The sequence below is a fragment of the Pantoea sp. YR525 genome, from assembly GCF_900116775.1.
Classification (GTDB): Bacteria; Pseudomonadota; Gammaproteobacteria; order Enterobacterales; family Enterobacteriaceae; genus Pantoea; species Pantoea symbiotica.
The window spans coordinates 50,328-72,401 of record NZ_FPBU01000015.1 but is presented as its reverse complement, the minus strand read 5'-3'; the positions used below and the strand labels follow the sequence as shown (position 1 = coordinate 72,401).

Genomic DNA, 22,074 nt, shown 5'->3' with positions numbered 1-22,074 from the left:
GGGTCTCAATATGCGTGCATTGCATAGAAAGTGGCAAAGCCTGCCGCGCGGCGTTGTGGTGCTGATAACCGCGTTGGTTATCTACGTCCCGCTGTCGTTTATCGTCATACAAAGTTTCTTGTCCGCGCCATTCTTTGCGCCGTCGAAAGAGTGGAGCCTGGAATCGTTTGAATTTATTTTCACCGATCCCGACTTCTACAAAGCGCTGCGCAGCGGATTTATTCTCGCCTTTGGGCTGGTGATCATCGCCATTCCGCTGGGCGGTATTCTGGCGTTCCTGATGGTGCGAACCGATCTCCCCGGCCGACGCATCATTGAGCCGCTGATCCTCGTGCCAATTTTTGTCTCGCCGATGGTGCTGGGCTTTGGATATGTGGTGGCGGCGGGCCCGGTGGGATTCTTCTCGCTGTGGGCGCAATCACTGCTCGGGTTCGTGCCGTGGAATATCTACGACATGTCGAGCATCGTGGTGATTGCTGGCCTGACGCACGTACCGCACGCCTATCTGTACATCTCTTCCGCCCTGCGCAGCGTGGGATCGGATGTGGAAGAAGCCGCGCGTATTTCGGGTGCTTCGCCGTTGCAGGTGATGACGGCGGTGAGTTTGCCGATGGTACGCCCGTCAATTCTGTATGCCATCGTGCTGCTGTTCTTCCTTGGGCTGGAAGTGTTCGGCCTGATGCTGGTGCTGGGCGATCCTGAAGGCAACATGGTGCTGGCCACCTATCTCTATCAGCTGACCAATAAACTCGGTACGCCGTCTTATCACCTGATGGCTGCGGTGGCGGTGGTGCTGATTTGTATCACCATTCCGCTGGTGATGCTGCAACGCCGCCTAATGCGCACCGCTAACCGCTTTGTCACTGTGAAAGGTAAAGCCTCGCAGGCGCGAGCGCTGCCGCTGGGCAAATGGCGCTGGGTGGCGGGCGCAGTCGTGGCGTTCTGGCTGACGGTGACCATTGGCGTACCGCTTCTGGGCGTGGTGCTGCGTGCGTTTATCTCTAACTGGGGCGTTGGTGTCTCGATTTGGGATGAGCTGTCGATCAAGACCTTCCAGACCATCTGGGCGCAGCCCAACCTGCTGCGCGCAATCGTCAACTCAATGGCGATCGGCGTGATCGGCGGCGCATTGGCGGTGGGTTGTTATCTGTTTATTGGTATCGCCATGCACCGTAAACCCGATAACACCACGCGCTTCCTCGATTACAGCGTGCTGGTGCCGCGTGCGGTGCCGGGCTTGCTGGCCGGTCTGGCGTTTCTCTGGGTGTTCCTGTTCCTGCCAATGTGGCTGGATAACTCGCTTAAATCGGGCTGGCTGTCGGATTTCGTCTGGTCGCAGTGGCTGCGCGATCACCTGATCGTCTGGCTGCGTTCGCTGCGCAGCACCATCTTCAGCGTCTGGCTGGCCTACACCGTGGTGTGGATGGCGTATGGTCTGCGCCTGATCTCCTCAACGCTGTTACAAGTGGGTCCAGAACTGGAAGAGGCGGCGCGCAGCACCGGCGCTACGCGCGGACAGATTACGCGTCACGTCACCATTCCGTTATCACGCTACGGTCTGATTGGCTCATGGCTGCTGATGTTCCTGATTTTCGAGCGCGAATATTCCACCGGCGTGTATCTGCTTTCGCCCGGCACGGAAACCATCGGCTCAATGCTGGTTTCCCTGTGGGCGGCGGGCGCGATTGATATCGTTGCCGCACTCTCCTTTATTAATATCCTGCTGGTCGTGGTCGGATTGGGTATTGCCCTGCGATTTGGAGTCAAATTACATGATTGAATTATCGGTCGAGAACCTGCACTTAACGTACGGCGACAATCCGGTGCTGAAAGGCGTGTCGATGAATTTGCAGCGCGGCGAAGTGGTTTCCCTGCTTGGCCCGTCCGGCAGCGGCAAAACCACGCTGCTGCGCGCGGTCGCCGGGCTGGAGAAGCCGACTCAGGGCACCATTGTGATTGGCAACAATACGGTTTACGCCGGCACGCCGCGCAGTGAGATCCCAGCGGAAGAACGTAATCTGGGGTTGGTGTTCCAGTCCTACGCGCTGTGGCCGCACAAAACCGTGTTCGAGAACGTGGCCTATCCGCTGAAGCTGCGCAAAGTGGCGGCGGCGGAGATCACTCAACGCGTGCAGGATGTGTTGAACCAGCTTGGCCTCGGTCACCTTGGCAAACGCCATCCGCACCAGCTTTCTGGTGGTCAGCAGCAGCGCGTGGCGATTGGTCGTGCGCTGGTGTACAACCCGCCGGTGATCCTGCTGGATGAACCGTTATCAAACCTTGATGCCAAACTGCGCGAAGAGGCGCGCGTATTCCTGCGCGAGCTGATTATCAAGTTGGGCTTGTCGGCGTTAATGGTGACGCACGATCAAAATGAGGCGATGGCGATTTCAGACCGTATTTTGCTGCTCAATAACGGCAAAATCGAACAGCAAGGCACGCCGCAGGAGATGTACGGCTCGCCAAAAACTTTGTTCACCGCCGAGTTCATGGGCAGCAACAACCGGCTGCACGGAAAAATCACCGAGCTGCGCGACGGCAAAGCGCGCATCGAGGGCAAAGGCTGGGCGTTGTGGGGATTGGCGGGCGCGGGCGTTCAAAATGGTCAAGAAGCCACGGCAGTGATCCGCGTCGAGCGCGTGAAACTGGTTGAGGGGCCGGGCGAAAACCAGCTGGAACTGCCGCTGCTCACCAGCATGTATCTCGGCGATCGTTGGGAATATTTGTTCCGCACCTCCGGCGATGATTTTGTCATTCGCGCCTACGGCACCGAGGTGCGCGATCCGCAGCACTGCCATCTGGCGTTGCCGGAAAACCATGTGTGGATATTTCCGAAAGGGTGAGGTTCAACCAGGTCGCCATAAATGGCGACCCTACGAATATAGGGCGAGGTTTGTAGGGTCGCCATTCATGGCGACCTTATTCATCACCGCACACTTTTCAAAAAATTTTTGCAAAAAAAAAGCGAGGCCGAAGCCTCGCCAAAAAGATGCCAGCCCTCAATCGTAATAAGGAAGTTTACGATCGACACCGTTAATGTTGACCAGCACAAAGCCCGTCGGCGCGGTGGCGTTGGTCGGTGTGCCGGCTGCTGTAGCGACAGTTAGCACCCCTTTCTCATTCGCCCCAATTCCCGCCAATCCGTTATGCAGACCAAAACGTGCCGCCGGTTTGAAACCGCCCAGTTTGGTGGTATCGGTCACCACCGAGAAGTCCTGCTGGAACAGCGAGCAGGAACCGGTATCGAAACGCGTTGGACCGGTACATTTCAGGTTCAGCATGGTATCGCCACTGTTGGCGCGCAGTTTTACCCACACCGCCGCATAAGTGGTACCGACGCGGCTGTAGCGAATATCCAGCACCGCAGGTTGCCCCATGTGATAGGCATCGGCCCACACCGTTTCCAGGCGCTGCAGATTGACCCAGGTTTTGCCGGTCGCTGCCACGTTGACCGGCGAACCGGCGGTGCCGGTGGGCTGGGTGGCATCCGCTTTACCAATAAACTCCATTACCCACTGCTGGTTAGCGTTCGGGAAGAACAGCTGCCCGACGCGATACCAGTTATCGGTATCGGTGTTATTGGTAATTTTGTAGCCACTGTAATAGCCCGCGCGCAGCGATCCGGTCATGAAGGTGCCGTAGTTTTCGTCGCGACGATAGCCATATTCAAAGGTGGACAACCAACGTCCGGCGGCAGCATCCAGACTGAGTTTTGCGCCGGATTGCAGGTTGAGCTGGCGGATCACCACGCGCGCATTGTTGAGATTCAACGGCGTGCCGCAATCCTCAATGTTCAGCGTATCCACCGTCCAGCCGCCGTCAGAGAGATCGCCCGGATTACGCGTGTGTTCGATCCACACGTTGCGAATAATCCCCTGCGTCACGCGCGGCATGTAGAGCGTGGCGTCGCCGTAACCGGTCTGGAAGTTACAGTTACACAGCTCAATCGCCGTGGAGTGATCCCACGCGCCTTTCGGCGAGTTTGACCAGCCGACATCAAACACGCGCGCATAGGTATACAGGGTGTAAATCTGGTCGAATTTACTGTCGAGGGTATCCAGCACTTTGATCACCGTACCGCCGTTATTCTGCGCGCGGAAACAGTAGATATTGACGGTGGTGCCTTCGATGCAGGTGTTTTCGAAGAACGGCTGCACGTTGCTGCACATATCGGAGGTAATGGTGCTTTTGTTGGTGGTGATATCGGCGGATGCCTGGCCGTTCCACGCGATACCTCGAATGGAGGTACGACGCGCCTTCACCTTGAACACCGTGTTGGCACTTTTATCGGAAATAATGGTGGTACGCGGCAGCGAACCCAGCTCCACATCATCACCTTGCAAACCGAAGAAGGCGCGCTCGGTGCCGCTGATGTCGATTGGGCTGATCAGGAATTTACCGCCTGGGAAACGCACCGGCAACGCGGTGATATTGCCCGAATAGTTTTGCGTCCACGCCAGCATGCGGTTAAAGGCATCGGTATCGTTGGCGTAACCATCGCCTTTGGCACCGAAGTGATACACGTTGATCTCCGACGGATCGTTAATCACGCGTTTCCAGTAAAAACCGTTACCGATCACCAGCGTACCGCCATCTTCAACCGCCGTTGTGGTACCGATAAAACCGGTGAAATCACCGCCACCGTGGAAGGTGGAGTCCGCGTTGTAACGACGTAAGAATGCCAGATCGCCGTTTTTGGCCGGAACAGTGGTGCGCAGTTCTGCGTAAGAGTTAACTTCGATCATTATAGCCTCCTCGGCTTTTCGGGTAGGTAATGCAAATGCAAGAGAACAGCGCTAGTGAGCCGGTTGGCCGCAGTGCTGATCCCAAAGATCGTTGTGATTGTTGATGGCGCGCACGGTGCGAACGTCCATGCGCTCGGCGTCATTGCCGTGGGTGTAAATCGGGGAAAAAAGAGTACAGGCTGAGTCGATGACGACGGGGGCTTCAGGGCTGGTGGTATTTCGACTGCTGCAACTTGTCGCGAGCAGCAGCGTCATCAAGATTAAGATTGCTGGCTTCCACACGTTTGGCCTCCTCGCGCAGCTGTTGCTGCTGCTGGTTAACCGCTACCGCTTGCGCCGCAGCTTTATCGGCGCTTTCGACGGCGGATTTGGATGCTTGCTGCACCTTGCCGATTTTCTTGCCACCGAAGTAGCTGGCGACCAGCGCGGCAATGACGCCCGCCAGCGCGGCCAGCCAATGCCAGCTGCCGCCGAGCAATGTGGTGAGAAGTGTCATGCTTTTTCCTCCATGGCGATTTTCTGCTGGTTAAGGCCTTTCTGGCGGACGAACTGAGCAATCACGCCCATCGCCACCATAAAGGCCCCAATCAGCCCCAAATAGTTATGCGGCAGAATCTCTTTCACATCGGGCGGCATGCTGTTCCAGGCATCAAGCGCAGCGCTGGGAAACGATTGCACCCACGCGCTGAGCATCGAACCGAGCGACGCCAGCCACACCGACCAGGTTTTGAATAACAGCCGCGCATGTTTGACGAACTCCAGCGTGGTGAAACGCTGCATGATCAGCACCACAATGATCACCAGCAGCACCGCAATGATAAAAATCAGCAATTTCAGATTCATAGCAGCCCCCGATAGATGTCATAGGTGCCGCTGCGCATCACTTCGGCATGGCGCCTCGCGCGGCCCGAAGTTTGACGCGCCCACAGGCTATCGAGCATGGCGTTCGCCGCGCTGTTGAAGTCGCCCTGGGTAATCGCGGTGAGCATGCCGCGAAACATCGCCAATCCATCAATACCCAGTTGATAGCCCATGCTGATCAGCACATCGCAGCGCGCTTCATTGCATTTGGCCAGCGCCTGCTGCAGCAGCGCACGTTGATGCATCTGCTGCACCTTGCCCTCGACAATGCACTGCTTCCACACATCGCCCACCGGACGCGGCACCTGGAAGATGTAGTTGCTGAGCGAGGCACCTTTGGGGCCGATGCGAATGCCGCCCGCGACCGTGGGGAAACCCTGCGTGTCGAGATAAGGCGCTTCGCGGTAACCCTCTTCAAAATTCAGGATGGCAATAATCTGGCTCATAGAAATTCCTCTTTGACGGGCGCAACAGTCCGAAAATGGCTGCGCAAAACGGCAAAAAACATAAATCTTGCTGATCGTTTAAAACATTGAGCGCGTTGTCAGATAAGCGAAACGCTCAAGAATGGTTAAACAGTGAGCAACAATGAAACGTTCCGTTTAAAACTGGGGAAAGTGATGCAGGTTTAGCGCACGGCGTACAAATAAACATGGGGCAAACAGCAGTTATCGACGCTCGCCTGTGCCTGCTGAACGCGGGCAGGCGCTAACACGGCGCAATCAACGCGCGACAGCGTCTGGCGCTGGCAGATGCGTTCAGCGGTACGCAGGGGGACATTTTCGTATTCGATGCCGAGTGCGCTATCGATGCTGCGCTTAAGGCGGCTGAGGGACTGGCGTCGCCGATGGCGGCGCGTGCGTGCATTGCCGGTAAATACTGACTTCCCGTACTGGATAATCGCCATAACTCCTCCTGTTAATGAGTCTTTGGCGATGGGGTGGCAGGCATGGCGATGCGGCTGATGCCGACGCGTTCGCTGTTCCTCTGGAAAATACTCGACGTCAACTCGCCCGGCTGCATTCGCGGCCAGGGTGAAGTAGAGGAGAGTGAAAAACAGAGGGCAACTGACAACGCTGCAAAGTGCGTATCCACCCCATCCCAAAGTTCACTAACTTTGGATGGTATGTATCGCGCTTGTGCAGCGCCTCAATTGTTTAAGAGCGGGCTCATCCATGAGCAGATATGTTGTCCATCCATGCTCAAATTATTAACAGGTTCTAATGCATTGGCAAACACCAATGGTTAATTTTTTATTTACCATCAGTTAAATTTATGATTTCAGCCAAAATATTTTTTTGTCGCAATCTGGCGTTTTGTGATCAGCCTAGAATTTGATAATCCCGCGCCTGGCTCATGATCACCCGCGCCACCACTTGCAGCGTCCTGGCTTCTTCCAGCGTGAGATACCAGGTTTCATAGCGCTTGTTATCGGAGATCACCGCGACTTTTTTGTGCTGAAGTTGCAGGCGTTTGAGATAGAGCTGATCGTCAAGCGTGAACAGATAAATGCCATCGCCGTCGAAGCGATGCACGCTGATATCGACAAACAGCTGATCGCGCGGCGCGAAGGTGCCAGCCATCGAATCGCTGTTGAGCGCGATGAGGCGAATGTTTTCAGCCGGGCGGCCGTTAAACAGCACCCGCGCCTCTTCCAGCCCATATTCAATGGCTTGAATGGTCTCCACCAGTTCATCGCGCGTAGAACTACTGCGCACGCCGTGCTGGCCGATATCCAAACTCTCAACGCGAAACAGATGCTGTGGATTCACCAAACTGCGCTGCGTCAGCAACGCGGCCGGTTTTTCCATGCCAAATTGCAGCCACTCAACGCGCACGTCGAGTAACTGGCTAAGCGCCAGTAAATTATTATCATCAGGTATCGATTGTCCGTTAAACCATTTCCACACCCCCGGCGTTGAGATCTTGCATCCCCTCTCTTGCAGCGCAAGCGCAACCTGTTTGTTTCGTCCATGTCCGACAATTCCCGCGCTTTCGCATGCGGCAATCAGCCTGGCAGTGAATGCTTGTCTCGTACTCTCTTTTTTAACCATCAGTTAATAATCTGCCTTCAGTAAAAGACTGAATGTTATTTTCATTTTTGCTACCAGTTCATTTTATATTACCGGCAGTTTACTACCCAACCGCTTTTATCAATGAAGCTGGACAATCATTATCCCTTTCGGTTAGGCCGAAACCAGTGTTCAGTGCTATATCGCTTGTTCTGACAGGGGTTTTCAGGATTGTTCTGTAGCTATAAGACCAGCATCTAAAGGAAAAAATGGGTGAAAAGCCGCGAGCCCGCCATAGATGACAGAAATAAATCAAAAAGCTCTTGGAATGAGTGGATCGAAAGCAAAAAAAATGGGCACCGTTTTCGGTGCCCATTGTCATGCAGAGGCGAACATTAACGACGCAGCGTATCGTCGCCCCACCCAATCCATTTGTAGGTGGTCAACGCTTCAAGTCCCATTGGGCCGCGCGCGTGCAGCTTCTGCGTGCTCACCGCCACTTCGGCACCCAGGCCAAACTGGCCGCCGTCGGTGAAGCGTGTGCTGGCGTTAACGTATACCGCCGATGAGTCAACCTGGTTGACGAAGCGATTGGCGTTGCCAATGCTGCGCGTCAGAATGCCATCAGAGTGCTGCGTGCCGTGTTCACGGATATGCGCGATGGCTTCATCGATATCCGCCACCAGCTTGACGTTCAGATCGTTGGACAACCATTCGTCATCATAATTTTCTGCTTTCACCGCCACCACCTCGGCAGCACCGTTTTGCAGCAGCGCCAACACATTTTCGTCGGCGTGCAGGGTAATCTTCTCCTGCGCCATGCGCTGCAGGAAAGCCGGAATGAAGTTGTCCGCCTGATCGCGATGGATCAGCAAGGTTTCGAGCGAGTTGCAGGCGCTTGGGCGCTGCTTCTTGGCATTAACGATCACTTCCAGCGCCGCCTCGGTCTCCATGGTTTCATCGAGATAGAGATGGCACACGCCGATGCCGCCGGTGATCACCGGAATGGTGGAGTTTTCACGGCATAGCTTGTGCAAACCCGCGCCGCCGCGTGGGATCAGCATATCGACATAACGATCGAGCTTCAGCAGCTGATTCACCAGCTCGCGATCCGGGTTTTCAATCGCCTGCACCGCTCCCGCCGGTAAACCGTGCTGGGTCAGCGCATTCTGGATCACGCGCACCGTGGCGGCGTTGGTGCGATAGGTCTCTTTGCCGCCGCGCAGAATCGCCGCGTTGCCGGTTTTCAGGCACAGCGATGCCACATCAACAGTCACGTTAGGACGCGCTTCATAAATCACACCAACCACGCCCAGCGGCACGCGACGACGCTCAATGCGCAGGCCGCTATCAAGCTGGCCGCCGTCAATCAGCTGACCGACCGGATCGGCCAAACGACACACCTGACGCACGTCATCGGCAATGCCTTTCAGGCGCTGCGGGTTGAGCGTCAGGCGATCGAGCAGCGCTTCGCTCATACCGTTTTGGCGCGCATCCGCCAGATCCTGCTCGTTGGCCGCCAGAATGTCCGCGCTTTCCGCTTCCAGACGATCGGCGATGCTCAGCAGCACCTGATTTTTTTGTTCGGTGGAGAGTTCCGCCAGTTTGTACGACGCAGCACGCGCCGCTTTACCCATCTCTTCTAACATCATCCGCTCCTTAACTGACGATCATGTCGTCGCGGTGTACCGCTACCGGGCCATATTCGTAACCGAGGATCTCGCCGATTTCCTGGCTGTGATGACCGGCAATCATGCGCATGGCATCGCTGTTATAGCGCGTGACGCCGTGGGCGATATCGCGCCCTTGCAGGTTGCGAATACGGATCACTTCACCGCGCGAGAAGTTGCCCTGCACGTCACGGATGCCTTTTGGCAGCAGCGAACTGCCGCGCTCCAGCATCGCGGCCAGCGCGCCATCATCAATGGTGATTTCGCCTGCCGGCGGTGCGCCAAAGATCCAGCGCTTACGGTTTTCCAGCGGCGACTGCTGCGCGTGGAAACGCGTGCCGACCGGTTTGCCATGCAACACATCGCTGATCACGTCCGGACGACTGCCAGCGGCGATGATCACATCGATACCGGCGCGGCAAGCGACGTCCGCCGCCTGCAATTTGGTCGCCATACCGCCGGTTCCGAGGCCAGACACGCTGCCGCCCGCGAGCGTGCGTAACGCATCGTCGATCTGATGCACGTCGCTGATCAACTCCGCTTCAGGATTGGTGCGCGGATCGGCGGTGAACAGCCCTTGCTGATCGGTCAGCAGCAGCAGCTTATCTGCGCCACCGAGCATTGCCGCCAGCGCCGACAGATTGTCGTTGTCGCCCACTTTAATTTCGGCGGTCGCCACCGCATCGTTCTCGTTAATCACCGGCACGATGTGGTTGTCGAGCAGCGCGCGCAGCATGTCACGCGCGTAGAGGAAACGTTCGCGGTCTTCCATATCGGCGCGCGTCAGCAGCATCTGCCCGATGTGAATGCCGTAAATCGAGAACAGTTGTTCCCAAAGCTGGATCAAACGGCTCTGCCCCACCGCAGCCAACAGCTGCTTTGAGGCGATGGTAGGTGGCAGTTCGGGGTAACCAAGGTGTTCGCGTCCGGCAGCGATCGCGCCAGAGGTGACGATAACAATGCGATGGCCTGCCGCGTGCAACTGCGCACACTGACGAACCAACTCCACCATGTGCGCCCGATTCAACCGACGTGAACCGCCGGTGAGGACGCTAGTACCCAACTTGACCACAAGGGTCTGACTGCCACTCATGTTTTTCCTGCCATGTAAGAAAAAAATCTGCGAAGGGACGTTTTATCAGGAGTGAGCAAGGAAGCCAACAACAGCAAGGGGAAAAGCACAAAAATCCCCTGACAATGCGGTAGACCAAAAGTTCGCGATTAACAAGAAATCCGAAAAACTGTCATAAAACTTTCATCACCTCCCGGTAAAAAGTTCCGTGATTTACAAAACCTTTCACGGGTACAACAAATTTTACTCATTGGGATTGATAGCAAAATGAAGAAGAGCACACTGGCATTAGTTGTATCAGCGCTGGCACTGGCTTCCACCGCAAACGCCGCAGAAGTTTATAACAAAGATGGTAATAAACTGGACTTCTACGGCCGTGTTAAAGCTGAACACTACTTCAGCGATAACGCGTCAAGCGACGGCGACAAATCTTACGTGCGTATCGGTTTCAAAGGCCAGACGCAGATTAATGACCTGATGACCGGTTACGGTCAGTGGGAATATCAGTACAACGTGAACAACTCTGAAGGTTCTGATGCCAACGCAGGCAACAAAACCCGTCTGGGCTTTGCCGGTCTGAAATTCGGTCAATACGGTTCATTCGACTACGGTCGTAACTACGGCGTGCTGTACGACGTAGAAGCCTGGACTGACGTATTCCCAGAGTTCGGCGGTGACGGTACGGCGCGTACCGATAACTTCATGACTGCGCGTGCAACTGGCGTGGCCACTTACCGCAACAGCAACTTCTTTGGTCTGGTTGATGGCCTGCGCTTCGCGCTGCAATATCAGGGTAAAAACGACTCTACCAGCGCCAACGCTCGTGGCAGCATCACCGATACTTCGCGCCAGAACGGCGACGGTTACGGTGCGTCACTGGGTTACACCATCGCTGACACCGGCATCAGCCTGATGTCTGCCATCACCTCTTCTGACCGTACTAACCAGCAGCAGCTGCAAGCGCTGGGTAGCGGTGATAAAGCGGAATCATGGGGCGCGGGTATCAAGTATGATGCTAACAGCATCTACCTGGCTTCTATCTACACCGAAACCCGCAACATGACGCCAATCGGCACGCGTGGTTTTGCTAACAAAGCGCAGAACTTCGAAGTAGTCGCGCAGTATCAGTTCGACTTCGGCCTGCGTCCGTCCCTCGGCTATATCCAGACTAAAGGCAAAGACATCGAAGGGATCGGTGACGAGGATCTGGTTAAATACATCGACGTGGGCATGACTTACTACTTCAACAAAAACATGTCGACCTTCGTGGATTACAAAATCAACCAGTTGGATGACAACAACAAGCTGAACCTGAACAACGATGACGTTGTTGCAGTTGGCTTGACTTATCAATTCTGATTTAGATTTACCCTCGCTGTGTCTATAAAAAAAGAGCCGGCTCATCACCGGCTCTTTCCTGTTTAAACCCTTAAATACCTATCAGGCGCTCAGTTTCACCGGCTCTTCTTTAAAGCCTTCCGCCGGTCGCAGATCGAGTTTCTGTTCCAGCAGCATCGCTTTCAAGCGCTCATGGAAATTACGCAGCGTGCTTTCCACTTTGGCATTGTTCTCTTTGCCTTTGATGGTTGCCGCGCCCCAATCACCCGCTTTATCAAACAGGCCAAAATGATATTCGTAAGTGAAGTGATCTTCATAGGCTTCCAGCGTCATCCACCAGCCCCAAAACTCACGTAGCTCTGGTGCAGGCTTGACGTTGACACACGCTGCCAGGCAATCGAAGAAAAAGCGTGTCTCTTCACATTTGCCTTCACGGATATACGGCCCCAATTCGGTGAAGCGCTTAAGCAGGCGACTACGGGGGTGACCACTCGGTAATGTCATCTATTTTCCCTTAACCCTTTAAATTGCACTTCCAGCTTTCCATTAAACCTAAAAATGGAAAATCCCGGATATAAGTAGTAGCAGAGTTCAGGGATTTCGCCAGCTAGCTTTTCAACTGTTTTTCCAGCCAGTCACAAATTTGATTTAGCGCTTTGTCAAAACTGGCAAAAACCGGTTTGGCAGGAATCGCCAGCGTCTTGCCCTGCGAGGAGGAATTGGCGATTAGCTGCGCGTCCACTTCCGGACCGAAAATATCATCCGGCCAATAAGCCGCCAGCATCGGCGTTGGCGTGCGGCGGCCGAGCAAGCCTTGCACCTTCAGGGAGTAGCGATTGAGCTCAATGCGCAGATTGCTGTCCGAAGTTGACGACATTCCCAGGCGGCTCGCCAGCATATCCATATACATATCCGGCAGCTGCTGCTGTTGTTGCGCATCGACAAACACGCTATGCACCATCGCCCCCAGCGTCGCCACCGCGCGGACTCGCGGCACTTCCAGATAGGCCAGACGCGTCGCCACGTTGGCACCGAAACGGTAGCCCAGCAGCGCCACGCGAGTGTGATCGATCCACGGCACATTGCTCAGTTCACGCAGCACCTGCTGATGCACCTGGCTGGTGTCCTGATTGAGCATCCATTTGCTACTGAATCCTACCGACGGCATATCCAGCGTCAGCATGGCGATGCCGCGCGGCGCGAGATAGTCGTGGAACAGGCGATAGTGATCGCTCTGCAGCGAATCAAGGCCGCCGCACAGCAGCACCGTGGGATATGGCGCTTCGGCCTGCGCAGGCATGTGCAGGAAGCCCGTTACCGGGCTGCCGCCGCTCATTGGGAAGGTCAGGGATTTCAGTTCGCCCGGCAGACGCTGAGTGGCCTCTTCGTAGGCGCGATTGGCCAGCACCTGCGCCTGGTCAGCCAGCTCATCGCCTTTAATGTAAGGATAAGCCGCGAGGCTGAACAGATTGGCGGCATGCAGCCAATGCTGGCCTGCGTCGTCATGGTTCTCGCTTTCTAACGCGCGCTGCTGCCAGATGGCCGCCTGCTTCGACCACTCGTAATTCCAGTTGCCACCGCGATAACCAATCACGGTATCGAGTAAGGCTTCATTGGTGCGCTCAAACTCGCTTACCGCGATACGCGCCAGCACTTCGCTGATCTCCTGCGGCGACAACCCGCGCCACGTCCACAGCAGCTTGTTCAGCATGCGATACCAGCCGCGCTGCGTATCGCCTTCAAGGGCGTTATGCACCTGCACGGCGGCGTGATGCTGGCGGTGCACTAATGAGGAGGTTTCCGGGTGTTTAAAACGCGGTTTGAACAGTTCTTCGCTCAGGTTTTTATCAGACATCTCAGCTATTCTCCTGCCAACAACGTGGCGATGGCTAAGAGTGTACTGCACCCGTGATACGCGCGCGAGGCGCAGAAAGCACAACGCCCGGCATAACCGGGCGTTGTTTGCGATGCATCAATCAGGCGCCTTTGACGATTGGCGGGATGTAGACCACGCCCATGTCCCAAGGCTGCTCGATCCAGGTGTTCTGCGGGATATCGACAATGTAGTCGTCCACCAGCGCGCGGCCAGCTGGCTTGGCGAAGATGGTGCAGAAACGCGCTTTTGGATACATATCGCGAATCGCCTGCGCGGTGCCGCCGGTATCCACCAGATCGTCAATGACGATGAAGCCTTCACCGTCGCCTTCGGCACGCTTCAGCACTTTCATTTCGCGCTGATGATCGTGATCGTAGCTGGAGATGCACACGGTATCGACGTAGCGAATACCGAGTTCACGCGCCAGCAGCGATGCCGGAACCAGACCACCACGGCTTACCGCGATGATACCTTTCCACTGTTCCACAGGAAGCAGGCGCTGGGCCAGTTTACGGGCATGGATTTGCAACATGTCCCAGGTTACGACGTATTTTTCGCTCATATAAAGGAATCCCGGCCAAGAAACTTGGCTTAAAAAATATGCAAGGGGGAAAAGGTTGCGCGAGATTATAAGGATCTGACGCCTTAAAAACCAGCATCTGTCTTACTGGTTGCAGGTTTTTAGCGCGGCTGATTACGCACCCGGCGAGAAACAGTGATATTCTCAGGCCCATCACGTCAGATGTTCTGACGACGATTTTTACTGGAAACCCGCGTGCGTGCGGTCTGTCCGCCACGCTGACACAGGAGATGCATGGTGTCTGAATTGTCGCAACTTTCACCCCAACCGCTGTGGGATATTTTTGCCAAAATCTGTTCCATTCCGCACCCTTCTTATCACGAAGAAGCACTGGCCGAATACGTTGTCGGCTGGGCAAAAGAGCAAGGTTTTTGGGTTGAGCGCGATCAGGTTGGCAACATCCTGATTCGTAAACCCGCTACCGCTGGTATGGAAAAACGCACGCCGGTGGCGCTGCAGGCGCACCTCGATATGGTGCCGCAGAAGAATAATGACACGGTGCACGACTTCACCAAAGATCCGATTCAGCCGTACGTTGATGGCGAATGGGTGAAAGCGCGCGGCACCACGCTGGGCGCGGATAACGGCATTGGTATGGCGTCTGCGCTGGCGGTGCTGGCTGACAACAGCCTGATCCACGGCCCGATTGAAGTGCTGCTGACCATGACCGAAGAATCGGGTATGGACGGCGCCTTTGGCTTACAGCCGAACTGGCTGCAGGCCGACATTCTGATCAATACCGACTCGGAAGAGGAAGGTGAGATCTACATGGGTTGCGCCGGTGGTATCGACTTCATCACCACCTTGCCACTGACGCGTGAAGCGATTCCTGCGGGCTATGAAACACTGAAACTGACGCTAAAAGGCCTGAAAGGCGGTCACTCCGGTGCCGACATTCATCATGGTCTCGGCAACGCCAACAAACTGCTGGCACGCTTCCTCGCGCTACACGCGCGTGAACTCGATGTGCGTTTGATCGAATTTACCGGCGGTACGCTGCGTAACGCTATCCCGCGTGAAGCTTTCGCTACGCTGGCGATCGACAGCCATAAAGTTGACGAACTGAAATCGGCTGCGGCCCATTTCCAGGCAACGCTGCTGAACGAACTGGGCGTGAAAGAGAAGAACATCGCCGTCGTCGCTGAGTCGCTGGCGCATCAAGGCCAGGCGCTGAACGCTGACAGCCGCGATCGTTTCCTCAACCTGCTCAACGCCACACCAAACGGCGTGATCCGTAACTCCGATGTGGCGAAAGGCGTGGTGGAAACCTCGCTCAATGTCGGCGTGGTGACCATGGATCAGAGCAATGCCGAAATCATCTGCCTGATTCGTTCACTGATCGATACCGGCAAAGATTGGGTGGTTGAAGTGCTGACCTCGCTGGCCGAACTGGCCGGGGCGAAAAGCGCACCAAAAGGCGGCTATCCGGGCTGGCAGCCTGATGCCGATTCACCGGTGATGGCGCTGACGCGTAAAACCTACGAAGCGCTGTTTGGCAAAACGCCGAACATTCAGGTGATTCACGCCGGTCTGGAGTGTGGTCTGTTCAAGAAGCCGTATCCGAACATGGATATGGTTTCGATTGGCCCAACCATCACCGGCCCGCATTCGCCGGATGAGCAGGTTCACATTGAAAGCGTGGGTCTGTACTGGAAACTGCTGACTGCGCTGCTCAGCGTGGTGCCAGAAAAAGCGTAAGTTTTGAATTTCGCGACAAACCCGGCTTCGGTCGGGTTTTTTATGCCTACAACCCCAGCACCAACTGTCGCTCCAGCTGAGGATCCACCATCGTGACATGCAATCCCACCAGCCGTACGCCGCGCCCTGCTCTGCGTTCGTCCCACGCCTGACGCGCTATCGTGATCATGTCTTCTTTATTCAGCACCGACCAGACATGCTCCTGCGTGGTTTGCTGGAAATCATTGAACTTGAGTTTCACACCTTGTCGGGCGATCTGTTTATCCGGCTTGATGGCGGTTAAGCGACGATCCAGCTCGGCATAGAGAAAATCAATAATCTCCAGACACTGCTCCCAGCTGTGAATGTCTTCCATTAGCGTGCGTTCAACGCCAAGCGATTTACGTTCGCGCTCAACCACCACATTGCGCTCATCAACGCCGTTGCTGCGTTCCCATAAAATACGGCCAAACTTGCCAAAGCGTTTGAGCAGCAGCGCCAGATCGGCACGCTGCACATCGACGCAGGTACGCAATCCCATCTCTTCCAGCTTTTTGGTCGCCACTTTACCGACGCCAGGAATTTTGCTCAGCGGCAGCGTCAGCAAAAAATCGGACATCGCGTCAGGCGTAATCACATATTGCCCGTTGGGTTTGTTGAGATCGGAAGCGATCTTGGCGAGGAACTTGATCGGCGCGATCCCGGCTGAAGCGGTTAACCCGGTTTCACGCAGAATATCAGCGCGAATCGCCTGCGCCATTAAGGTCGCCGAACCGTGGCAATGCAGGCTATCGGTAACATCCAGATAGGCTTCATCCAGTGAGAGCGGTTCAATCAGCGAGGTGTAACGCGAGAAGATGTCGCGGATTTGGCGGGAGGCTTCTTTATAGGCATCGAAGCGGCCAGGCAGCAGCCGCAGATGCGGGCAAAGTTTGAGCGCCATGCCGGTCGGCATTGCGCTGCGCACGCCATATTTGCGGGCTGGATAGTTAGCAGTACTGATTACACCACGCTGCACGCGACTGCCGCCAATGGCGATCGGAATATCACGTAAAGAGGGATCGTCGCGCATCTCAACCGCTGCGTAAAAGCAGTCCATATCGACATGAATAATTTTGCGCATACGCCCTCCTGAGTACTGGATAAGTATACAGCAGCGAAAAATATCGGCAATAATTGTTGAGAGAGAGATTAAAGTTTACAAATTAGTGGTCGTATTCCTTTTAGGAACGCGCCATTTTCTCGGACACTGGCTTGATTAAAAGCCAGACAATGTTAATGTTGCGCTGCGATAGCGGATATTTCCGATAATGCAATACCCGGACGCTCAGCGTCATCGTCTCTCTTCAATTCAAGGTATCTACAGAATGGGCAGAATCGCATTAACGCTTGCGATGATTCTTATGCCAGTCCTTAGCTGGGCAATTAACCCCGAGCCTACGCAACCGCTGGCTCCGGTGAGCAAAGAGTTAAAGAAACAACTAATTGGCACCCCCGTTTTTATTCAGATTTTCAAGGAAGAGCGTACGCTGGAACTGTACGGCAAAATCGGTAATGAATATCGTCTGCTGGACAGCTATCGCATCTGTAATTTCTCTGGCGGTTTAGGACCTAAACGTCGTCAGGGCGATTTCAAAAGTCCGGAAGGCTTTTATAACGTCAAGCTGAATCAGTTGAAACCGGATAGCCGTTTCTATCGCGCTATTAACACTGGTTTCCCGAATCAATACGATCGCGCTAAAGGCTATGACGGCAATTATTTAATGATTCACGGTGATTGCGTATCGATTGGTTGCTACGCGATGACCAATGCGTCAATGGATGAGATCTTCACCTACACCAATGCCGCGCTGCGCAATGGTCAGCAGGAAATTCAGGTCAACATCTATCCGTTCCGCATGACCGACAGCAATATGCAACGTCATAAATACTCGACCTACATTAACTTCTGGCGTGAACTGCAGCCGGGCTATGCGTACTTTGCCAGGTACCGTGTGCCGCCAACGGTGAATGTGACGGCAACCGGCCAATATGCGGTGAACAGCACGCCGGTGATCTCTACACCGGATGCTGCCTCGAAATCATTCCTGGCGCTCACCCAGGCAAAATAATGCCCACTCGCCTGGCACTATCCGGTGCCAGGTTTCATTCCCTGTCAGCGGTTGCGTGGCAATCACCGTCACCACATCTTGCGGCGTCGTCTGCTGCTGAAAATCAATCTCCACATCCTGATCGAGCAGCGTGGCTTTGCCAAACGGCGCACGGCGCGTAATCCAGTAGAGATTGGTTGAACAAAACGCCATCAGGTAGCGCCCATCCGATAACAGCATGTTGAACACGCCCTTCTCACGCATTTCTGCTGCCAGCTCGGCAATGTAGCGGAACACCGCCGGCCAGTTGCCCGGCGTACGTGGATAGCGCTCGGTCAGTTTATGCAGCATCCAGCAGAACGCTTTTTCGCTGTCGGTTTCACCAATCGGACGGAACGGCCCGGTATCCAGCTGACGATAACCTTTAAGCTGACCATTGTGTGCGTAGGTCCAGTTGCGGCCCCAAAGCTCACGCGTGAACGGATGGGTATTTTCCAGCGACACTTCCCCGCGATTCGCCTGGCGGATATGCGCCACCACGGAATGCGATTTGATCGGGTATTCCTGCACCAAACGGGCAATCGGCGAGTTAAAGCTCGGCTGCGGATCTTTGAAGGTGCGGCACCCTTTTCCTTCGTAAAACGTGATGCCCCAACCATCTTTGTGCGGCCCGGTTCCACCGCCACGCTGCACCAGACCGGTAAAACTGAAACAGATGTCCGTGGGGACATTGGCGCTCATCCCGAGCAATTCGCACATAGCAACCGCCTTAAGTTAGATCCTCTCGCGCACGGCGAGAGGAACGCATCATTACTTAACCATCTCTTTTTCAATCAACAGCATCAGGATGTGGATCACTTTGATATGAATCTCCTGAATGCGGTCGGCATAGCCAAAGTGCGGCACGCGAATTTCAATATCCGCTGAACCTGCCATCTTGCCGCCATCTTTACCGGTCAGAGTAATCACTTTCATGCCTTTCGCGCGCGCAGTTTCCACCGCTTTGATGATGTTGGCGGAGTTACCGGAGGTTGAGAGGCCCAACAGCACATCACCTTCGCGACCAACCGCTTCGATATAGCGCGAGAACACATAGTCGTAGCCAAAATCGTTGCTGACGCAAGAGAGATGGCTGACATCAGAAATGGCAATCGCCGGGTAGCCAGGACGGTTTTCACGATAGCGCCCAGTCAGCTCTTCAGCAAAATGCATGGCATCGCAGTGCGAGCCGCCGTTACCGCAGGAGAGCACCTTGCCGCCCGCTTTGAAGCTGTCGGCCAGCAGCACTGCGGCGCGCTGAATCGCGTGAATGTTGGCTTCGTCACTCAGGAAGTTGTTAAGCGTATCGGCTGCTTCATTGAGTTCTGAGCGAATAATGTCCTGATACATAGGGATGTCCTTTAGAGGAAAGATTGACCCGGCAAGTTTAACGGAATGGGGCTACGCCGCAAAGCGCCTGCATTCAGTAAAAGCGCGGCGCTTTGAGGAAGTTTGGCAGTTGTTGCGCATCGTGCAACGAATTTGTGAGATGTGTTGTAATTGCGATGTAAACAGATTGATAAATTTTGCCCCATATTCTAAACCTACACCCATAACAGGTCAGACCTCTTACTACTTATGGAGTGGTTCATTATGTTGGTTGCCTCAATCGTTGCGACGCTAATCCTGCTTAGCGTGTTGTTCTACCACCAAATTTCTCTTCAGCTGAGCAGCGTGATTCTGCTGCTGTGGACCGGCGCGCTGGCGGCCGCTGACGTGTGGACACCGTGGATGCTGCTGCCGCTGGCGATCATTCTGCTGCCGTTCAACCTGCCAGTGATGCGCCGCAGCATGTTCTCGAAACCGGCGCTGCACAGCTTCCAGAAAGTGATGCCGCCGATGTCACGCACCGAAAAAGAGGCGATCGACGCCGGCACCACATGGTGGGAAGGCGATCTGTTCCGCGGCAAACCGGACTGGCAGAAGCTGCATAACTACCCGCAGCCGCGCCTGACCGAAGAGGAGCAAGCCTTTATTGATGGGCCGGTGGAAGAAGCGTGCCGCATGGCGAACGACTTCGAAATCACCCATGAAATGGCCGATTTGCCGCCGGAGTTGTGGGCGTATCTGAAACAGCATCGCTTCTTCGCCATGATCATTAAGAAAGAGTATGGCGGCCTCGAGTTCTCAGCTTATGCGCAGGCGCGTGTGCTGCAGAAACTGGCGGGCGTCTCTGGCATTCTGGCGATCACCGTCGGCGTACCCAACTCACTCGGCCCAGGCGAACTGCTGCAACATTACGGTACCGATGAGCAGAAAGATCATTATCTGCCGCGTCTGGCACGCGGTGATGAGATCCCTTGTTTTGCCTTGACCAGCCCGGAAGCGGGTTCGGATGCCGGCGCGATTCCCGATACCGGCGTGGTGTGCATGGGCGAGTGGCAAGGTCAGCAAGTGCTGGGCATGCGCCTCACCTGGAACAAGCGCTATATTACGCTGGCACCGATTGCTACCGTGCTGGGTCTGGCGTTCAAACTCTCCGATCCGGATCATCTGCTGGGCGATACCGAAGAGCTCGGCATCACTTGCGCACTGATCCCAACGCACACGCCTGGCGTAGAGATTGGCCAGCGCCACTTCCCGCTTAATGTGCCGTTCCAGAATGGTCCAACGCGCGGTAAAGACATTTTCGTGCCGATCGATTTCATCATCGGCGGCCCGTCAATGGCCGGTCAAGGCTGGCGCATGCTGGTGGAATGTTTGTCCGTCGGTCGCGGCATCACGCTGCCTTCGAACTCAACCGGCAGCGTGAAAAGCATTGCGCTGGCGACCGGTGCGTATGCGCACATCCGTCGTCAGTTCAAAGTCTCTATCGGTAAAATGGAAGGGATTGAAGAGCCGCTGGCGCGCATTGCCGGTAACGCCTATGTAATGGATGCTGCCGCGACGCTGATCACTAGCGGCATTATGCTCGGTGAAAAACCGGCGGTGCTGTCGGCGATTGTGAAGTTTCACTGTACCCATCGCGGTCAGCGCGCCATTATCGACGCCATGGATATCGCTGGTGGTAAAGGCATTATGCTGGGCGAAAACAACTTCCTGGCGCGTGCATATCAGGGCGCACCAATCGCCATCACCGTGGAAGGCGCTAACATCCTGACACGTAGTATGATTATCTTCGGCCAGGGCGCCATCCGTTGCCATCCTTGGGTGCTGGAAGAGATGAATGCCGCAGCGAAAAACGATTTGGTGACTTTTGATCGCGCGCTATTCAGCCATATTGGGCACGTTGGCAGCAATAAAGTGCGCAGCCTGTGGCTGGGCTTAACCGGCGGTCGCACCAGCGCCACGCCAACCCGCGACGCCACACGCCGCTACTATCAGCACATCAACCGTTTGAGCGCCAACCTCGCGCTGCTGTCAGATGTGTCGATGGCGGTACTGGGCGGCAGCCTGAAACGTCGTGAACGCATCTCGGCGCGTCTCGGCGATGTATTGAGCCAGATGTATCTGGCGTCAGCTACCTTGAAACGCTATGAGGACGAAGGCCGCAACGAAGCTGATTTGCCGCTGGTACATTGGGGCGTGCAGGATGCGCTGCATCAGGCCGAAGTGGCAATGGATGATTTGCTGCGCAACTTCCCGAACCGCATGGTGGCCGGTGCGCTGCGATTGGTGATTTTCGCCGGTGGTCATCACTGCCCGGCACCGTCCGATAAACTGGATCACAAACTGGCGAAACTGCTGCAACTGCCTTCCGCGACGCGTACCCGTTTGGGACGCGGCCAGTATCTGGCACCAAGCGCACACAATCCTGCGGGTCAGCTGGAGCAGGCGCTGCAGGATGTGATGGCCGCCGAAGTGATTCACGATCGTCTGTGCCAGCAGCAGAAAAAACACCTGTCGTTCACCCGTCTGGATGCACTGGCGCAGCGTGGTCTGAAAGAGGGCTGGATTGATGAGAGCGAAGCGCAGGTGCTGATCCGTGCTGAAGCCAGCCGCCTGAAAGCGATTAACGTCGATGATTTTGCGCCGGAAGCGCTGGCAGTGCCCGTTCAACCCAAAGCAGGTAAACCGTCGCGCGCAAGTGAAGCGGCGTAATACCCTCAGGCAGCGAAGGAATTCGCTGCCTCTTCACTTTTCCATTTCTTAAGCTCTGGTAGTAAAAATATTT

Annotated in this window: 21 protein-coding genes; 7 read left to right on the top strand and 14 right to left on the bottom strand. The window is 55.3% G+C overall.

The genetic code is table 11. From position 1 onward, the window contains the following. Positions 1-10: 10 nt before the first annotated feature. Positions 11-1,780, top strand: a complete 1,770-nt coding sequence (locus tag BM323_RS22940; protein WP_008108966.1) for an ABC transporter permease — start codon at positions 11-13, stop codon at positions 1,778-1,780. Continuing rightward, positions 1,773-2,843, top strand: coding sequence for an ABC transporter ATP-binding protein (locus tag BM323_RS22935; RefSeq protein ID WP_008108965.1), 1,071 nt, complete (start codon positions 1,773-1,775; stop codon positions 2,841-2,843). The genes BM323_RS22940 and BM323_RS22935 overlap by 8 nt, the downstream gene beginning before the upstream one ends. A gap of 156 nt (positions 2,844-2,999) precedes the next feature. Here the strand turns inward: BM323_RS22935 and BM323_RS22930 are convergent, their stop codons facing one another. From BM323_RS22930 to BM323_RS22910, 5 genes are all read right to left on the bottom strand, one after another. Next, on the bottom strand, positions 3,000-4,745 hold the full coding sequence (locus tag BM323_RS22930) for a glycosyl hydrolase family 28-related protein (protein WP_008108964.1): 1,746 nt from the start codon (positions 4,743-4,745) through the stop codon (positions 3,000-3,002). 202 nt (positions 4,746-4,947) lie between these two features. Beyond that, complete coding sequence (locus BM323_RS22925) at positions 4,948-5,241, bottom strand: hypothetical protein (protein WP_008108962.1); 294 nt, start codon at positions 5,239-5,241, stop codon at positions 4,948-4,950. Next, on the bottom strand, positions 5,238-5,588 hold the full coding sequence (locus BM323_RS22920; RefSeq protein ID WP_008108960.1) for a DUF7940 domain-containing protein: 351 nt from the start codon (positions 5,586-5,588) through the stop codon (positions 5,238-5,240). Before BM323_RS22920 ends, BM323_RS22925 begins: the two co-directional genes overlap by 4 nt. After that, a complete protein-coding gene (locus BM323_RS22915; protein WP_008108958.1) occupies positions 5,585-6,052 on the bottom strand; it encodes a lysozyme family protein in 468 nt (155 codons plus the stop codon). Before BM323_RS22915 ends, BM323_RS22920 begins: the two co-directional genes overlap by 4 nt. A gap of 182 nt (positions 6,053-6,234) precedes the next feature. Further along, positions 6,235-6,513, bottom strand: a complete 279-nt coding sequence (locus BM323_RS22910; protein ID WP_008108956.1) for a transcriptional antitermination N peptide — start codon at positions 6,511-6,513, stop codon at positions 6,235-6,237. A gap of 42 nt (positions 6,514-6,555) precedes the next feature. Between BM323_RS22910 and BM323_RS24425 the strand changes: the two genes are divergently transcribed. Next, the gene (locus BM323_RS24425) at positions 6,556-6,855 is read left to right on the top strand and encodes a hypothetical protein (RefSeq protein WP_139221447.1); all 300 of its coding nucleotides are present in this window, start codon (positions 6,556-6,558) and stop codon (positions 6,853-6,855) included. 73 nt (positions 6,856-6,928) lie between these two features. On the opposite strand, the gene BM323_RS22905 is transcribed toward BM323_RS24425, so the two are convergent. The 3 genes from BM323_RS22905 to proB form a co-directional block, all read right to left on the bottom strand. Next, complete coding sequence (locus tag BM323_RS22905; RefSeq protein WP_008108954.1) at positions 6,929-7,660, bottom strand: S24 family peptidase; 732 nt, start codon at positions 7,658-7,660, stop codon at positions 6,929-6,931. A 353-nt stretch (positions 7,661-8,013) separates the two neighbouring features. After that, positions 8,014-9,267 (bottom strand): glutamate-5-semialdehyde dehydrogenase, encoded by a 1,254-nt coding sequence (gene proA / locus BM323_RS22900; protein WP_008108952.1) that lies wholly within the window; start codon positions 9,265-9,267, stop codon positions 8,014-8,016. Positions 9,268-9,277: 10 nt separating this feature from the next. Then, positions 9,278-10,381 (bottom strand): glutamate 5-kinase, encoded by a 1,104-nt coding sequence (proB, locus tag BM323_RS22895; protein WP_008108950.1) that lies wholly within the window; start codon positions 10,379-10,381, stop codon positions 9,278-9,280. Between the two features lie 246 nt (positions 10,382-10,627). Between proB and ompC the strand changes: the two genes are divergently transcribed. Then, entirely contained in the window at positions 10,628-11,719 is a 1,092-nt protein-coding gene (gene ompC, locus BM323_RS22890) for a porin OmpC (protein WP_008108948.1), read from the top strand. An 81-nt stretch (positions 11,720-11,800) separates the two neighbouring features. Here ompC and crl read toward each other — a convergent pair whose 3' ends face one another. From crl to gpt, 3 genes are all read right to left on the bottom strand, one after another. Then, a complete protein-coding gene (crl, locus tag BM323_RS22885) occupies positions 11,801-12,202 on the bottom strand; it encodes a sigma factor-binding protein Crl (protein WP_008108946.1) in 402 nt (133 codons plus the stop codon). A 103-nt stretch (positions 12,203-12,305) separates the two neighbouring features. Beyond that, on the bottom strand, positions 12,306-13,553 hold the full coding sequence (gene frsA / locus BM323_RS22880; RefSeq protein WP_008108944.1) for an esterase FrsA: 1,248 nt from the start codon (positions 13,551-13,553) through the stop codon (positions 12,306-12,308). Between the two features lie 121 nt (positions 13,554-13,674). Beyond that, positions 13,675-14,136 (bottom strand): xanthine phosphoribosyltransferase, encoded by a 462-nt coding sequence (gene gpt / locus BM323_RS22875; RefSeq protein ID WP_008108942.1) that lies wholly within the window; start codon positions 14,134-14,136, stop codon positions 13,675-13,677. Positions 14,137-14,391: 255 nt separating this feature from the next. Here gpt and pepD point away from each other — a divergent pair, with 255 nt between their 5' ends. Next, the gene (gene pepD / locus BM323_RS22870) at positions 14,392-15,852 is read left to right on the top strand and encodes a beta-Ala-His dipeptidase (RefSeq protein ID WP_036649665.1); all 1,461 of its coding nucleotides are present in this window, start codon (positions 14,392-14,394) and stop codon (positions 15,850-15,852) included. A gap of 46 nt (positions 15,853-15,898) precedes the next feature. Here the strand turns inward: pepD and dinB are convergent, their stop codons facing one another. Next, the gene (gene dinB / locus BM323_RS22865) at positions 15,899-16,954 is read right to left on the bottom strand and encodes a DNA polymerase IV (protein ID WP_008108939.1); all 1,056 of its coding nucleotides are present in this window, start codon (positions 16,952-16,954) and stop codon (positions 15,899-15,901) included. 244 nt (positions 16,955-17,198) lie between these two features. Between dinB and dpaA the strand changes: the two genes are divergently transcribed. Then, the gene (gene dpaA, locus BM323_RS22860; RefSeq protein ID WP_008108935.1) at positions 17,199-17,942 is read left to right on the top strand and encodes a peptidoglycan meso-diaminopimelic acid protein amidase; all 744 of its coding nucleotides are present in this window, start codon (positions 17,199-17,201) and stop codon (positions 17,940-17,942) included. On the opposite strand, the gene BM323_RS22855 is transcribed toward dpaA, so the two are convergent. Together BM323_RS22855 and lpcA are read right to left on the bottom strand one after the other, a co-directional pair. After that, positions 17,913-18,680: a class II glutamine amidotransferase gene (locus BM323_RS22855; protein WP_008108933.1), complete on the bottom strand. Its 768-nt coding sequence runs from the start codon at positions 18,678-18,680 to the stop codon at positions 17,913-17,915. The genes dpaA and BM323_RS22855 overlap by 30 nt on opposite strands. 51 nt (positions 18,681-18,731) lie before the next feature. Then, on the bottom strand, positions 18,732-19,310 hold the full coding sequence (gene lpcA, locus BM323_RS22850; protein WP_008108931.1) for a D-sedoheptulose 7-phosphate isomerase: 579 nt from the start codon (positions 19,308-19,310) through the stop codon (positions 18,732-18,734). 243 nt (positions 19,311-19,553) lie between these two features. On the opposite strand from lpcA, the gene fadE reads away from it, so the two are divergent. After that, positions 19,554-22,001, top strand: a complete 2,448-nt coding sequence (fadE, locus tag BM323_RS22845) for an acyl-CoA dehydrogenase FadE (protein ID WP_008108930.1) — start codon at positions 19,554-19,556, stop codon at positions 21,999-22,001. The last annotated feature ends 73 nt before the right edge of the window (positions 22,002-22,074 follow it).